Source organism: Devosia geojensis, from assembly GCF_000969415.1.
GTDB lineage: Bacteria > Pseudomonadota > Alphaproteobacteria > Rhizobiales > Devosiaceae > Devosia > Devosia geojensis.
Window position 1 is genome coordinate 1 of record NZ_JZEX01000021.1, and the last position, 13,177, is coordinate 13,177.

Consider the following 13,177-nt stretch of genomic DNA (forward strand, 5'->3'; position numbering starts at 1 on the left):
CTTCTGCAGGCTCAAGCAGTTCCGACGCGTCGCCACCCGTTTCGACAAGCTGGCAAGAAACTTCCTCGCCGCCGTCCTGCTCGCTTCAATCCGCATCTGGACTAAAGCTTATGAGTCCACGCCCTAGGCGATGCCCGCGGGCGGGACTAGACTGCGCGTCGAGGAGATTTTCGATGCGCCAGTTCTGCACCGCCGCTCTCTTGGCCGCATTGAGCGTTCCCTGCGGGGCGCAGGAGCTGACGCCGCAGGCCGTGCGCGCCATGCTCGACGGGTCGGATGCCGGTGCGGTGGTGGAAAAGCTCAATGCCGGCGAATCGCCCGGCACGCAATGGGATGCGCTGACCGACAGGATCGAGACCGGCGAAGCCGCCTGGCTCGACCTGGTGCCGCTGCTGAAGCCCGGCACCGACGCCGGCACCGCCGAGGAGCTGCGGATCGTGCTGTCGCGGGCGCTCGCGAAAAACGCGGTCGGCGTGCTGGCGCTTCTCGCCAACGGGCTCTATCCGCCCGAGGACATCTGCACGAGCAACGAGATCGAGGCCTTGCCCCTCGATGTCGCCGAGGCGATGGATGCCGCATTGGTCGCGGTCGCCGCCGTGCTCGACCCGCCATTGCGCGAGACTCGCGATGTATGTCTTTTGGAACTGGGGGAGACGCGCACCGGCGTGCTGGTCAACGCGGCGCATGGAACTGCCGATTGAGCCCCGTCCCCTCTCCCCTTGAGGGAGAGGGACAGATTTTCCGCGTTCAGCGGAAAATCAGGGTGAGGGGTCTGCGATGCCGCCACGATCGCAGGTGCTGTGGCGATATCCCTGACCCCTCATCCGGCCCTTCGGGCCACCTTCTCCCTCAAGGGGAGAAGGGGACGCAGTGCCCTTGGCGGACATAGTGCTCCCCTCGAGGGGGAGGGAGGCGCAGGAGCCGCCGGCGGCGGGAAGACGTTGCCGCCCTTACAGCACGAACTTCGACAGGTCCGTGTCGGACGAGAGGACGCCGACGGTCTTTTCGACGAAGGCCTTGTCGATGGTCACGGTCTCGCCGGCCTTGTCGGGGGCGTCGAACGAGATGTCTTCCACCAGCCGCTCCATCACCGTCTGCAAACGGCGTGCGCCGATGTTCTCGACGCTGGAATTGACCTTGACCGCCGCGTCGGCGATCGCCTCGATGGCGTCGGCGGTGAACGCGAGCGTCACTCCTTCCGTCCCCATCAGCGCCACATACTGCTTGATGAGGCTGTTGTCGGTCTCGTTGAGGATGCGGATGAAATCCTCGCGGGTGAGCGCGCGCAGCTCCACCCGGATCGGCAGGCGCCCCTGCAGCTCGGGCAAGAGGTCCGAGGGCTTGGACACGTGGAACGCGCCCGAGGCGATGAAGAGGATGTGGTCGGTCTTGACCGGCCCGTACTTGGTCGCGACGGTCGTGCCTTCGATGAGCGGCAGGAGGTCGCGCTGCACGCCCTCGCGCGAAGGCCCGCCGACGACACCGCCGCCGTCGCTGCGCGCGGCCACCTTGTCGATCTCGTCGATGAAGACGATGCCGTGGTTTTCCACCAGGTCGATCGCCTCGCTCTTCAGCTGCTCCTGGTCGAGGAGCTTGTCGGCTTCCTCGGCGATGAGGATGTCGTGCGTGTCCTTGACCTTCATCTTGCGCTTGACGCCGCGCTGCCCAAACGCCTTGCCGAACATGTCGGAGAGATTGATCATGCCGACGCTGCCGCCCGGCATGCCGGGGATGTCGAACATCGGGCTGCCCGGATTGGCCGCCATCTCGATCTCGATCTCCTTGTCGTCGAGCTCGCCGCCCCGCAGCTTCTTGCGGAACGAATCGCGCGTCGAGGGCGTCGCCGAATGGCCGACGAGCGCGTCGATCACCCGCTCCTCGGCGTTCTGGTGCGCCTGCGCCTCGACATCGCGCCGCCGCTTGTCGCGCAGGACCGAAATGCCCGCTTCCACGAGGTCGCGCACGATCTGCTCGACGTCGCGGCCGACATAGCCGACCTCGGTGAACTTGGTGGCCTCGACCTTGACGAAGGGCGCCTGCGCCAGCTTGGCGAGGCGGCGCGAAATCTCGGTCTTGCCGACGCCGGTCGGCCCGATCATCAGGATGTTCTTCGGGGTCACTTCCTGGCGCAGTTCCGGCGAGAGCTGCTGGCGGCGCCAGCGATTGCGCAGCGCCACCGCCACGGCGCGCTTGGCGTCCTTCTGGCCCACGATATTGCGGTCGAGCTCGGAAACGATCTCGCGCGGGGAAAAATTGGTTTCACTCATTTTTGTCACTTTCTCGCGGTGCCTTGTCCAGAAAGCGCACCATCAGGTGTTCGTCGACAAATCGACCGTTCACGAAGAGATATCTGGGCTCGGTTCCGTAGATTTCAAACCCGGCCCGCTTGTAGAGCCGGATGGCCGGCTCGTTGTGGGTGGCAACGCCCAGGTGCACCTGGATCACGTGGTGCCGGGCATGCTCGACCAGCGCCTCGATGAGGGCAAGGCCGCAGCCGGTGCCGCGCATCTCTGGCCGCACATAGACCTGGATCATCCAGCCGCGGTGCGATTCCTTGGGGCCGTCGCTGCGCATGAAGGCGACGATTCCGCCCAATGCACCCGAAGTGGTCTCTGCGGCAAAGAATGCAAGGTGCTCGAGGAGGTTCTTCAGCTCCTCGTCGCTCTTCCTGGCAAAGCCCTCGGCCGAGCTGGCGAACGCATCCGGATGGTTGAGGAGCGCCTCGTGCCGGATGGCCCGGTAGGCCCCGACGTCGTCACCCGTCAGTCGCCGGATCGAACAGGTCACGCGTCGAGCTCGATGGCTTCGAGCGTCACGTTGCCGTTGGTGTAGACGCAGATATCCTCGGCGACCTTCATCGCCCGGCGGGCGATCTCCTCGGCGTCGAGGTCGGTGGCCTGCGCCAGCGCCAGCGCCGCCGAGAGCGCGTAGTTGCCGCCCGAGCCGATGGCCGCGACCTTGTGGTCCGGGGTGAGGACGTCGCCGGTGCCGGTAAGGACAAGGGTCTCGTTCCTGTCGGCAACGATCATCATGGCCTCGAGCCGCCGCAGGTACCGGTCGGTGCGCCAATCCTTGGCGAGCTCGACGGCGGCCCGCATCAGCTGCTCGGGATACTGCTCGAGCTTGGCCTCGAGCCGCTCGAAAAGCGTGAAGGCATCGGCCGTGGCGCCGGCGAAGCCGCCGATCACCTTGCCGCCGGCAAGCCGCCGGACCTTCCTGGCGCCGTGCTTCATCACGGTCTGGCCCATGGTCACCTGGCCGTCGCCGGCCACCACCACCTTGTTGCCCTTGCGGACCGAAACGATGGTCGTCCCGTGCCAGCCCGGGAAATCGTTGTCACTCATTTGGGGAATTACTCCTGAACTGTTGCCTCCTATTTAGGCGCGGGCTGCGCGAATGCAAATGCGGGAGGTGGTGGGCACGATGCTCGCCTCCCCCGATGTCATCCCGGCGAAGGCCGGGACCCAGCCCTGAACACATCAGCGAGCACCGGAAGTGCGGCTACGAGCTTCCTGCCGCGTTCACACACCTTGCGGCTGGCGCGGTATCTCAGGATGGGCCCCGGCCTTCGCCGGGGTGACATCGTGGTTGGGGAGGTAACTGGGTGCAGACGCACCCACCCATTCACCCGATCTTTATCCCTTGCCCCGCAAATGCTAAGGACACGCGCCGTTTCAAGTGGAAAAACCCATGCGCACCGCCGAGATCGTCCGCAAGACCAACGAGACCGATATCGCCGTCAAGGTCAACCTCGATGGCGCCGGCACGCACGACATCGCGACCGGCATCGGTTTCCTCGACCACATGCTCGACCAGCTCGCCCGCCACTCGCTGATCGACATCGACGTGCGCGCCAAGGGGGACCTGCACATCGATTTCCACCACACCGCCGAGGACGTGGGGATCGCGCTGGGGCAGGCCGTCCGCCAGGCGCTGGGCGACAAGAAGGGCATCCGCCGCTATGCCAGCGTGGACCTGCCGATGGACGGCACGCTGACGCGTTGCGCCGTCGACGTCTCCGGCCGGCCGTTCCTCGTCTTCAAGGTGGAGTACACCCGCGACAAGGTGGGCGAGATGGACACCGAGCTCTTTCGCGAGTTCTTCCAGGCCTTCGCCATGAACGCCGGCATCACGCTGCATCTCGAGACCTTCTACGGCGACAACAACCACCATATCGCCGAGAGCGGCTTCAAGGCCCTGGCCCGGGCGCTGCGCGAGGCGGTCGAGATCGACCCGCGGGCGGGCGACCGCATTCCCTCGACCAAGGGCATGCTTTAGCTTCGTTGTGGGAAGGAAGGCCCCCTCACCCGCCCTTCGGGCGACCTCTCCCCCGAGGGAGAGGTGAAGAGGGGCACCCAGGCACCCAGAGGGACACCTCTCCCTTGGGGGAGAGGTCGACGGCGCAGCCGGCGGGTGAGGGGGCCTTCTACCAAATTCGATGCCGCCAAGAACCCTTTAAACCCTCCGGCTTTTGCTCTAAGTGCACCACGTAAGTGGAGACCACCAATGACCCTCTACGCCATCTACGAGCCCAAATTCGGCAAGATCGACGAGGCGCCGCAGGCCGTGCCGGAGAAATTCTCCTGGGCAGCCACCCTGCTGCCGCCGGTCTTCCTGCTGCGACACGGGCTCTGGCTGGAGCTCCTGGGTTATGCCGCCGCCCTCGTGGCGCTGGTCTTTGCCGCGCCCTTCATCGGCGGTTCGGCCGCGTTCTGGCTCTATGTGCTGCTCGCCGCCTGGCTCGGCTTTGCCGCGGCCTCGATACGCGGCGCGGCGCTGAGGCGCGGTGGCTGGCGTTATCGCGCCGATCTGACGGCTCCGGCCGAGGACACCGCCCGGCTCGTCTGGCTGAAGCTCGGGCGCGACACATGACGAGCCTTGCCATCATCGACTACGGCGCCGGCAATTTGCGCTCGGCGGCCAAGGCCTTCGAGCGCGTCGCGGCCGGCCTCGCCGATGCGCCGCAGATCATCGTCACCGACGATCCGGAAGCCGTGCGGCGGGCCGACCGCATCATGCTGCCGGGCGTCGGCGCCTTCGCCGACTGCAAGGCCGGGCTCGATGCCGTCGCCGGCATGCGCGAGGTGCTGGAGGAGAAGGTCATTGCCAAGGGCACGCCGTTCCTCGGGGTGTGCGTCGGCATGCAGCTGATGGCCGACGAGGGCCGCGAGAAGGTCGTCACCCCCGGCCTCGGCTGGATCGCCGGCGCCGTCGAGAAGCTGACGCCCGCCGACCCGGCCTTGAAGATCCCGCACATGGGCTGGAACACGCTGGCGTTCACCCAACCCCATCCGCTGCTCGCCGGCATCGCCGACGGGCCGCAGGGGCTGCACGCCTATTTCGTCCACTCCTATCACCTGAAGACCGCCGACGCCGGAACGCTCTTCGCCACCGCCGACTATGGCGGCCCGGTGACCGCGTGTGTCGGCCGCGACAACCTGTTCGGCACCCAGTTCCACCCGGAAAAAAGCCAGGCGCTGGGTTTAAAGCTCATCGAGAATTTCCTGGGGTGGCGGCCGTGATCCTCTTTCCCGCCATCGACCTCAAGGACGGAGCGTGCGTGCGCTTGAAGCTTGGCGACATGGATCAGGCGACCGTCTTCAACGACGATCCGGCCGCGCAGGCGAAAGCCTTCGAGGCTGAAGGGTTCGAATACCTGCACGTCGTCGACCTCAACGGCGCCTTCGCCGGCGAGAGCCGCAACGGCGCGGCGGTAGAGGCGATCCTCAAAGCGGTCGAGATGCCTGTGCAGCTCGGCGGCGGCATCCGCACGCTCGCGCATGTCGAGGCGTGGCTCGAAAAAGGCCTCGCCCGCGTCATCCTCGGCACCGTGGCCGTGCGCGATCCGGCGCTGGTGAAAGAGGCCGCCAGGCGCTTCCCCGGACAGGTCGCCGTCGGCATCGATGCGCGGGGCGGCATGGTGGCGGTGGAAGGCTGGGCGGAGACGTCAGAGCTTTCCGTGGTCGAGCTCGCCAAACGCTTCGAGGGCGCCGGGGTGGCGGCCATCGTCTATACCGACATCGACCGCGACGGGATCCTCACCGGCATCAACTGGCCGGCAACGCTCGAGCTTGCCCGCGCCGTCTCCATCCCCGTCATCGCCTCCGGGGGCCTCGCCTCCATGGCCGACATCGAGACGATGACCCGGCCGGAATACCGGGCGCTGGAAGGCGCCATTTCCGGGCGCGCGCTCTATGACGGGCGCATTGATTCACGTGAAGCACTGGCGCGGCTGAAGGCGGCGGCATGAGCACGGCGGGGGCGAGGCGCGGACGGTTCCCATGGGTCCTCTACGCCCTCGCCCTGGTCCTCATCCTCGTCTTCGCCCTCTGGCCGGTGGCGAGCGTCGCGCTTTCCGGCTGGTTGGCGCAGGCGCATGGCTGCACCCTCAACGAAGGCGATATCCATCCCTGCATGATCGGCGGCAGCGACTGGGGCGGAACGCTTTACACGATGTTCGTCATGGGCTGGTTCATGCTCGCAACGCTTCCCATTGGGGCGCTGGCGCTCGCCGCCTGGCTCCTCGTCCTCGTCGCCCACTACCTCGTCTGGCGCCGGCAGCGGTAGCCGGCATGATCGTGCGTTTCACAGGCCGCGCCGATCGCCTATATACCGCTCTGTTCCCCGGAGTTCGTGCATGACCCTCAAGATCCGCATCATCCCCTGCCTCGACGTCAAGGACGGGCGCGTCGTCAAGGGCGTCAACTTCCTCGATCTCGTCGACGCCGGCGATCCGGTGGCGGCCGCCATCGCCTATGACGCGGCGGGCGCGGACGAATTGACCTTCCTCGACATCACGGCGAGCCACGAGAACCGCGACACGATCTTCGACGTCGTCGCGCGCACCGCCGAGCACTGCTTCATGCCGGTGACGGTCGGCGGTGGCGTGCGCACCATCGAGGACATCAGGAAGCTCCTGCTCTCGGGGGCCGACAAGGTCTCGATCAATTCGGCCGCGGTCAACGATCCCGATTTCATCGCCCGAGCCGCCGACAAGTTCGGCAACCAGTGCATCGTCGTCTCGGTCGACGCCAAGAAGCGCCTCTTCCAGGCGGTCGGCGGCGACAACCGCTCCGAATGGGAGATCTATACCCATGGCGGGCGCAACCCGACCGGGCTCGACGCGGTGGAGTTCGCCGCCAGAATGGTCGAGCGCGGGGCCGGTGAGCTCCTCGTCACTTCCATGGACCGCGACGGCACCAAGGCCGGCTTCGATCTCGCCCTGACCCGCGCCATCGCCGATGAGGTCGACGTGCCGGTCATCGCCTCGGGGGGCGTCGGCACCCTCGACCATCTGGTCGAGGGGGTGAAGGAAGGCCACGCCAGCGCCGTCCTCGCCGCCTCGATCTTCCACTTCGGCACGTTCACGATCGGGCAGGCCAAGCAGTATCTCGCCGACCACGGCATCCCCGTGCGCATGGACAGGTTGGCGGCGTGAAGCGCCTTGCGATGTTGTCGAAACCCCGCACCCTTGCGCCGAATGCATCGGTCGGTTCGTTTTTGCAGAGCTTCACGCCCGCTTCGCCCTTGCAGGCCGGGCGTTTCGTTGCCATTTAGGCAAATGAATTCAGCGCGACGGTCTGTCCGGCGCAAGGTGGCTTTGCGCGCCATTTGAAGACGGCGCGAGGAGAACGGTTTGTCCAAACGCGATTTCTATGAAGTTCTTGGGTGCCAGCGGCAGGCGGATGAAGCGTCCCTCAAGAGCGCCTACCGCAAGCTCGCCATGCAGTTCCACCCGGACCGCAACCCCGGCAACTCCGAGGCGGAGGCCAAGTTCAAGGAAGTCAACGAGGCCTACGACACGTTGAAGGACCCGCAGAAGCGCGCCGCCTACGACCGCTTCGGCCATGCCGCCTTCGAGAACGGCGGCGGGCGCAACGGCTTCAACGGCGGGTTCGGCCCCGAGTTCACCTCCTCGATGTCCGATATCTTCGAGGACATCTTCGGCGACTTCATGGGCGGCGGGCGCGGCCGGCAGGGCGGCGCCTCGCGGCTGCGCGGCTCGGACCTCAGATACAATCTCGAGATCACGCTGGAAGAAAGCTTCCTCGGCCAGACGGTCGAGATCGACGTGCCGACGCTGGTGTCCTGCACCACCTGCGACGGCTCGGGCGCAAAGCCCGGCACCGGCACCCATACCTGCCGCCAGTGCGGCGGGCACGGCAAGGTCCGCGCCGCACAGGGGTTCTTCACCATCGAGCGCACCTGCCCCGTCTGCCAGGGGCGCGGCGAGATGATGGACGAGCCGTGCACCGACTGCGGCGGCCAGGGCCGCCGCCAGCAGAACCGCAAGCTCGCCGTCGACATTCCGAGCGGCATCGAGGACGGCACCCGCATCCGCCTCGCCAACGAGGGCGAGGCCGGCATCCGCGGCGGCCCGCCGGGCGACCTCTACATCTTCGTTTCGATCAAGCCGCACGACCTCTTCCACCGCGACGGGGCGGACCTTTATGCGCGCGTGCCCATCGCCATGACGACGGCGGCGCTCGGCGGCGAGTTCGAGGTGCCGACGCTCGACGGGGCCCGCGCCAAGGTCAAGGTCGCGCCCGGCACGCAGCCGGGCCAGCGCGTGCGCCTCAAGGGCAAGGGCATGCCGGTCTTGCGCAGCAAGGAGACCGGCGACCTCTACGTGCAGCTCGACATCGAGACGCCGCAGAACCTCTCCAAGCGCCAGCGCGAGCTGCTGGAAGAATTCGTGCGATTGACGACCGAGGAGACCAACCCGACCTCGGACGGGTTCTTCCATAAGCTCAAGCGCATGTTCGAGGCCTGAGGCCCTCATCCGTCTCGCGCTGCGCGCGATCCACCTTCTCCCACGAGGGGAGAAGGGAAGGCGGTTCACCGCCGTTTCAATGCAAATCTGAATACGCTCAGGCCTTATGCCAGGCACCACCCCTTCTCCCCTCGTGGGAGAAGGTGCCCGAAGGGCGGATGAGGGGGTTCCTCTACCCCGCCAGGTGGCGGCACCATAGCCTTCACACACCTTGCGGACTTAACGGGATCTCAGGCTGGATTCCGGCCTGCGCGACATCGTGGGTGGCGTTGCAACGTGCCTTGGGCAGCCAACGCTTACCCCGCCAGTCCGTGCGCCCGCGTCAGCTCTTCCAGGTCCACCAGCGGGCGCGCGCCGATGTGGGAGATGACTTCGGACGCCGTGAGGCACCCCATCGTCAGCGCCGTTTCGAGCGATTGGCCGCGCGCGATCCCCAGAAGGAAACCGGCAGCGAACAGATCGCCGGCGCCGGTGGCGTCGACCACCTGGTCGACCGGGAAGGCGGGCACGGAGACGATCTCGCCGTTCATCACCGCCATCGCGCCCTCGGCGCCCATGGTGATGGCAGCGATGTCGGCGTCCTGGGCGATGGCGCGCACCGCTTCGCCGAGGTCATTGGTCTGGTAGAGCGACTTGACCTCGTTGACGTTGGCGAAGACGCAGTCGATGGTTTTCGAACGGATGAGGTCGAGGAACTCGGGCCGGTAGCGGTCGACGCAGAACGGGTCCGAGAGAGTGAAGGCGGCCATGCGCTCGTTCTTGTGGGCGTAGTGCGCGGCCAGCACGAACGCCTTCTTGGCCTCGACCGGATCCCACAGGAACCCTTCCATATAGGTGATGGAAGCCGCCCCGATCTCGTCTTCGGCGATGTCGGCCTCGGTCAGCTGATGGCAGGCGCCCAGATAGGTGTTCATCGTGCGCTCGCCGTCGGGGCTGAGGAGAATCATCGAGCGGGCGGTGGCCGCGCCATGGATCAGGCGGCTGGTGTTGTAGTGGACGCCGATGAGGTCGAGGTCGTGGGCGAAGACGTCGCCGAGCTCGTCCTCGGCCACCTTGCCGACGAACGCGGCGCGCCCGCCGAGGCTCGCAACGCCCGCCGCGGTGTTGGCCGCGCTCCCGCCCGAGATCTGCTGCTTGCCCTCGGGCATGCGCGAATAGAGGTATTCGGAGCGGTCGACGTCGACGAGGTGCATGATGCCTTCGGAGAGCCCTTCGGCCTCGAGGAATCCCTCTTCGATGGGCGCGATGACGTCGACGATGGCGTTGCCGATGGTCAGGACATCGAATCGGGTTCCGGCCATTGCGGCAACTCCAGAGCTCTGTCAGAAATCCTCATGGGGTTTAATGCAAAGCGGTGACGGCCGCAACGCAAACGGACCATGCAAAGCGGAGACAGACGTGCTCGACCTCGTTCTCGCCTACGCGCATCACCTGGCCGTCTTCTCCGTCGTCGGCCTGATCTTTGCCGAGATGGTCGTGCTGCGCCCGGGGCTTTCGGGCAAGCGGATCGTCCAGCTCGCCGGGCTCGATTCGGCCTATGGGGGGTTTGCGACGCTCGTCCTCGTCGCCGGTTTCTCGCGGGTGATCTGGGGCGACGCGGGGATGGGCTTCTATTTCCCCAATCCGGTCTTCTGGACCAAGATCGGCCTTTTCGTCGCCGTCGGCGTCATCTCGATCTCGCCGACCCTGGCCATCGCGCGCTGGCGGCGGGCTGCCAAGGCCGACGAGGCCTATGTGCCGCCCGAGGCCGAGGTGCGCCGGGCGCGCCGGTTCATCCATGTCGAGATGCTGCTGCTGGCGCTGATCCCGCTGGCCGCCGCCGCGATGGCGCGGGGGTATGGGCTGTAACTCCTCACTGGAAGACCCCTCACCCTGTCCCTCTCCCCAGAGGGGCGAGGGGACTCTGTGGATGTGCACGATACAAGCCCAAGCACCGCATTCACCTCGCCCCTCTGGGGAGAGGTCGGCGCGAAGCGCCGGGTGAGGGGTCAACCGGCCTAACGGACAATCGCTTTCGCCTGAACATCGGGCAGCGGTGTCTTCGGCTCGTACCGGCACCACTGGGCGATCGCGCAGCGCCAGCATTCGGGCTTTCTCGCCTTGCACACATACCGCCCGTGCAGGATCAGCCAGTGATGGGCGTGGAGAAGATATTTCTCCGGCACGGTCTTCAAAAGCGCCTGCTCGACGGCGAGCGGCGTCTTGCCGGGCGCCAGGCCCGTGCGGTTGCCGACGCGGAAGAGGTGCGTGTCGACGGCGATCGTCGGCTGCTTGAAGTGGATGTTGAGGACGACGTTGGCGGTCTTGCGCCCGACCCCCGGCAGCGCCTCCAGCGCCTCGCGGGTATCGGGCACCTCGCCGCCGTGCTCGGCGATGAGCTTCTGGCTGAGCAGAAATACGTTCTTGGCCTTGTTGCGATAGAGGCCGATGGTGCGGATATGCGCTTCGATCCCGTCCTGACCCAGCGCAACCATGGCGGCGGGGGTGGGCGCGAGCTGGAACAATTTGCGCGTCGCCTTGTTGACCCCGGCGTCGGTCGCCTGCGCCGAAAGGACGACGGCGACCAGCAGGGTGAAGGCGTTGACGTATTCGAGCTCGCCCCTGGGTTCGGGATCGATGCGCGCGAACGTTGCGAAAATCGATTCCACGTCTTCCGGAGGAAGCGGGCGGGCTTTTTTCACCGCTGCCATTCTCTCGCCTTCAAAGTTGAGCCTATACTGATTTCGAGAGTCGTCCGCCAATGCAAGACATCCCCGCGCCGCTGTTCGCCGCCGTCTTGACCCCGCCCCGCAGGATGAGCCCCCGGGCCATCGCCATCGTGGTGGGGCTGGTGCTCGTCCTGATGGCGCTGCCGGGGCTGACGGTCTTTTCGGTCGGGGCCCTGCCGATCGCCGGCCTGATGGGCCTGGACTTTCTCGCCATCGTCCTCGCCCTGCGGCTCTCCCAGCGCGCCGGCAAGCGCCGCGAGGAGGTGACGCTCTGGCCGGGACGGCTCGAGATCGTCTTCGTCGGCCCCAAGGGGGAACTGAGCAAGGCCAATTTCAGGCCGACCGCGGTGCGGCTGGTCATCGAGCGCGATTTCGACGAGCGCACCACGGGCCTGAAGCTGAAGAGCGGCGAGACGGAGAGCGAGGTGGGCGCGTTCCTCTCGCCCGACGAAAAGGCGAGCTTCGGCAAGGCTTTCGGCACGGCGCTGCGCCAGGCGCGGGCCGAATCGGTCACGTCAAAACCGGGTCGTCCGCGCTGATGCCGATGCCTATATTGGGGTCATGAACAAGCTCATGACCGCCATTCCGGAAACCGACTACGAGACGGTGCAGGCCGCGATCCGCTATCTCAGCGAGAACGGGCCCGATGTCGCCGATCTCGAACGGTTCTCGCGCGCCCTCGGCCTCTCCGAGCGGCAGCTGACCGATCTCTTCCGCCGCTGGTGCGGGCTCTCGCCCAAATCCTTCGCCCAGGCGGTGGCGCTCGACCACGCCAAGTCGCTGCTGGCGGCGCAGGAGAGCGTCCTCGACACCACCTACGAGGTCGGGCTCTCCTCGACCTCGCGCCTCCACGACCTTTTCGTCACCTACGAAGCCATGCCCCCCGGCGCCTTCCGCGCCAAGGGCGAAGGCATCGACATGGTCTGGGGCGCGGCGCCCTCGCCCTTCGGCACGGCCGTCGCCACCATGACCGAATACGGCATCTCGGGCCTCGGCTTTGCCGACGGGAACACCACCGTCGAACAGGCCTTCGAGGATCTCGCCAACCGCTGGCCGAGGGCCCGCTTCACCCGCGACGATGCGCGGGTGGCGCCGGTCATCGCCCATGTCTTCGACCCCGGGCGCTGGTCGGCGGACCGGCCGGTGCGGGTGGTGCTGATCGGCACCGATTTCGAGGTGAAGGTGTGGGAGACGCTGCTGAAGATCCCTTGCGGCAAGGCGACGACCTACTCCCAGGTCGCCAACCACATCGGGCGCCCCACCGCCTCGCGTGCCGTCGGCGCCGCTGTCGGCAAGAACCCGATCTCCTTCGTCGTCCCCTGCCACCGCGTGGTCGGCACCTCGGGGGCCCTCACCGGCTACCACTGGGGCGTGCCGAGGAAGCGCGCCATCCTCGGCTGGGAAGCCGGCGTGATCTCGGCCGCCCATTGACTTTGCGATTCACGTGAAACGCGGGTGTCAAGCGGAGCGGAGCAATGTTCCACGTGAATCAGGCACCAGAACTTTCCCACCCACCGATGTCATCCCGGCGAAGGCCGGGATCCAGCCCTGAACACATCGGCGAGCAGGCTGGCGGCGGCTGGGCGTGTCCTGCCTCGTTCATACACCTTGCGGCTGGTGCCGCATCTCAGGATGGGCCCCGGCCTGCGCCGGGGTGACAGCCGGTGGGTGTGGGAGCACCGGAGCGCAGCTGCTG

Annotated in this window: 16 protein-coding genes and 1 pseudogene; 12 read left to right on the forward strand and 5 right to left on the reverse strand. The window is 66.7% G+C overall.

What is annotated here, in order from left to right; translation table 11 throughout:
* A pseudogene (locus tag VE25_RS00920) lies at positions 1 to 127 on the forward strand (IS5/IS1182 family transposase); the annotation flags it as partial.
* A gap of 46 nt (positions 128 to 173) precedes the next feature.
* Entirely contained in the window at positions 174 to 701 is a 528-nt protein-coding gene (locus VE25_RS21605) for a hypothetical protein (RefSeq protein ID WP_052731641.1), read from the forward strand.
* A 249-nt stretch (positions 702 to 950) separates the two neighbouring features.
* Here VE25_RS21605 and hslU read toward each other — a convergent pair whose 3' ends face one another.
* From hslU to hslV, 3 genes are read right to left on the reverse strand one after another with little or no spacing between them, the layout of a single operon-like run.
* Positions 951 to 2,267: an ATP-dependent protease ATPase subunit HslU gene (gene hslU / locus VE25_RS00930; RefSeq protein ID WP_046106703.1), complete on the reverse strand. Its 1,317-nt coding sequence runs from the start codon at positions 2,265 to 2,267 to the stop codon at positions 951 to 953.
* On the reverse strand, positions 2,260 to 2,787 hold the full coding sequence (locus VE25_RS00935) for a GNAT family N-acetyltransferase (RefSeq protein WP_052731642.1): 528 nt from the start codon (positions 2,785 to 2,787) through the stop codon (positions 2,260 to 2,262). The genes hslU and VE25_RS00935 overlap by 8 nt, the downstream gene beginning before the upstream one ends.
* Positions 2,784 to 3,344 carry an ATP-dependent protease subunit HslV gene (hslV, locus tag VE25_RS00940; protein WP_046106704.1) on the reverse strand — a complete coding sequence of 187 codons (561 nt, stop codon included), beginning with the start codon at positions 3,342 to 3,344 and terminating at the stop codon, positions 2,784 to 2,786. Before hslV ends, VE25_RS00935 begins: the two co-directional genes overlap by 4 nt.
* Before the next feature lie 346 nt (positions 3,345 to 3,690).
* Here hslV and hisB point away from each other — a divergent pair, with 346 nt between their 5' ends.
* The 7 genes from hisB (at position 3,691) to dnaJ (ending at position 8,773) form a co-directional block, all read left to right on the forward strand.
* Positions 3,691 to 4,278 carry an imidazoleglycerol-phosphate dehydratase HisB gene (gene hisB / locus VE25_RS00945; protein WP_046106705.1) on the forward strand — a complete coding sequence of 196 codons (588 nt, stop codon included), beginning with the start codon at positions 3,691 to 3,693 and terminating at the stop codon, positions 4,276 to 4,278.
* Between the two features lie 228 nt (positions 4,279 to 4,506).
* The gene (locus VE25_RS00950; RefSeq protein WP_046106706.1) at positions 4,507 to 4,872 is read left to right on the forward strand and encodes a DUF2628 domain-containing protein; all 366 of its coding nucleotides are present in this window, start codon (positions 4,507 to 4,509) and stop codon (positions 4,870 to 4,872) included.
* Positions 4,869 to 5,522, forward strand: a complete 654-nt coding sequence (hisH, locus tag VE25_RS00955) for an imidazole glycerol phosphate synthase subunit HisH (RefSeq protein WP_046106707.1) — start codon at positions 4,869 to 4,871, stop codon at positions 5,520 to 5,522. The genes VE25_RS00950 and hisH overlap by 4 nt, the downstream gene beginning before the upstream one ends.
* Positions 5,519 to 6,250: a 1-(5-phosphoribosyl)-5-[(5-phosphoribosylamino)methylideneamino]imidazole-4-carboxamide isomerase gene (gene hisA, locus VE25_RS00960; protein ID WP_046106744.1), complete on the forward strand. Its 732-nt coding sequence runs from the start codon at positions 5,519 to 5,521 to the stop codon at positions 6,248 to 6,250. The genes hisH and hisA overlap by 4 nt, the downstream gene beginning before the upstream one ends.
* Entirely contained in the window at positions 6,247 to 6,567 is a 321-nt protein-coding gene (locus VE25_RS00965) for a hypothetical protein (protein ID WP_046106708.1), read from the forward strand. Before hisA ends, VE25_RS00965 begins: the two co-directional genes overlap by 4 nt.
* Before the next feature lie 70 nt (positions 6,568 to 6,637).
* Positions 6,638 to 7,438, forward strand: coding sequence for an imidazole glycerol phosphate synthase subunit HisF (gene hisF, locus VE25_RS00970; RefSeq protein ID WP_046106709.1), 801 nt, complete (start codon positions 6,638 to 6,640; stop codon positions 7,436 to 7,438).
* A gap of 198 nt (positions 7,439 to 7,636) precedes the next feature.
* Positions 7,637 to 8,773 carry a molecular chaperone DnaJ gene (gene dnaJ / locus VE25_RS00975; protein WP_046106710.1) on the forward strand — a complete coding sequence of 379 codons (1,137 nt, stop codon included), beginning with the start codon at positions 7,637 to 7,639 and terminating at the stop codon, positions 8,771 to 8,773.
* 296 nt (positions 8,774 to 9,069) lie between these two features.
* Here the strand turns inward: dnaJ and VE25_RS00980 are convergent, their stop codons facing one another.
* On the reverse strand, positions 9,070 to 10,074 hold the full coding sequence (locus VE25_RS00980; RefSeq protein WP_046106711.1) for an adenosine kinase: 1,005 nt from the start codon (positions 10,072 to 10,074) through the stop codon (positions 9,070 to 9,072).
* Positions 10,075 to 10,171: 97 nt separating this feature from the next.
* Here VE25_RS00980 and VE25_RS00985 point away from each other — a divergent pair, with 97 nt between their 5' ends.
* Positions 10,172 to 10,621 carry a DUF2214 family protein gene (locus VE25_RS00985; RefSeq protein WP_083988643.1) on the forward strand — a complete coding sequence of 150 codons (450 nt, stop codon included), beginning with the start codon at positions 10,172 to 10,174 and terminating at the stop codon, positions 10,619 to 10,621.
* 149 nt (positions 10,622 to 10,770) lie between these two features.
* Here the strand turns inward: VE25_RS00985 and nth are convergent, their stop codons facing one another.
* Positions 10,771 to 11,463, reverse strand: coding sequence for an endonuclease III (gene nth / locus VE25_RS00990; protein ID WP_046106713.1), 693 nt, complete (start codon positions 11,461 to 11,463; stop codon positions 10,771 to 10,773).
* A gap of 50 nt (positions 11,464 to 11,513) precedes the next feature.
* Between nth and VE25_RS00995 the strand changes: the two genes are divergently transcribed.
* Together VE25_RS00995 and VE25_RS01000 are read left to right on the forward strand one after the other, a co-directional pair.
* Positions 11,514 to 12,020: a DUF2244 domain-containing protein gene (locus VE25_RS00995; RefSeq protein ID WP_046106714.1), complete on the forward strand. Its 507-nt coding sequence runs from the start codon at positions 11,514 to 11,516 to the stop codon at positions 12,018 to 12,020.
* A gap of 13 nt (positions 12,021 to 12,033) precedes the next feature.
* On the forward strand, positions 12,034 to 12,912 hold the full coding sequence (locus VE25_RS01000; protein WP_046106715.1) for a methylated-DNA--[protein]-cysteine S-methyltransferase: 879 nt from the start codon (positions 12,034 to 12,036) through the stop codon (positions 12,910 to 12,912).
* The last annotated feature ends 265 nt before the right edge of the window (positions 12,913 to 13,177 follow it).

Bases quoted from the DNA above. Each gene is read 5' to 3' on its own strand.
- hisB (WP_046106705.1), top strand. From the start codon at position 3,691: ATGCGCACCGCCGAGATCGTCCGCAAGACCAACGAGACCGATATCGCC.
- hisF (WP_046106709.1), top strand. From the start codon at position 6,638: ATGACCCTCAAGATCCGCATCATCCCCTGCCTCGACGTCAAGGACGGG.
- VE25_RS00965 (WP_046106708.1), top strand. From the start codon at position 6,247: ATGAGCACGGCGGGGGCGAGGCGCGGACGGTTCCCATGGGTCCTCTAC.
- VE25_RS21605 (WP_052731641.1), top strand. From the start codon at position 174: ATGCGCCAGTTCTGCACCGCCGCTCTCTTGGCCGCATTGAGCGTTCCC.
- hslU (WP_046106703.1), bottom strand. From the start codon at position 2,267: ATGAGTGAAACCAATTTTTCCCCGCGCGAGATCGTTTCCGAGCTCGAC.
- hisH (WP_046106707.1), top strand. From the start codon at position 4,869: ATGACGAGCCTTGCCATCATCGACTACGGCGCCGGCAATTTGCGCTCG.
- nth (WP_046106713.1), bottom strand. From the start codon at position 11,463: ATGGCAGCGGTGAAAAAAGCCCGCCCGCTTCCTCCGGAAGACGTGGAA.
- VE25_RS00950 (WP_046106706.1), top strand. From the start codon at position 4,507: ATGACCCTCTACGCCATCTACGAGCCCAAATTCGGCAAGATCGACGAG.
- VE25_RS00995 (WP_046106714.1), top strand. From the start codon at position 11,514: ATGCAAGACATCCCCGCGCCGCTGTTCGCCGCCGTCTTGACCCCGCCC.
- VE25_RS00980 (WP_046106711.1), bottom strand. From the start codon at position 10,074: ATGGCCGGAACCCGATTCGATGTCCTGACCATCGGCAACGCCATCGTC.
- hslV (WP_046106704.1), bottom strand. From the start codon at position 3,344: ATGAGTGACAACGATTTCCCGGGCTGGCACGGGACGACCATCGTTTCG.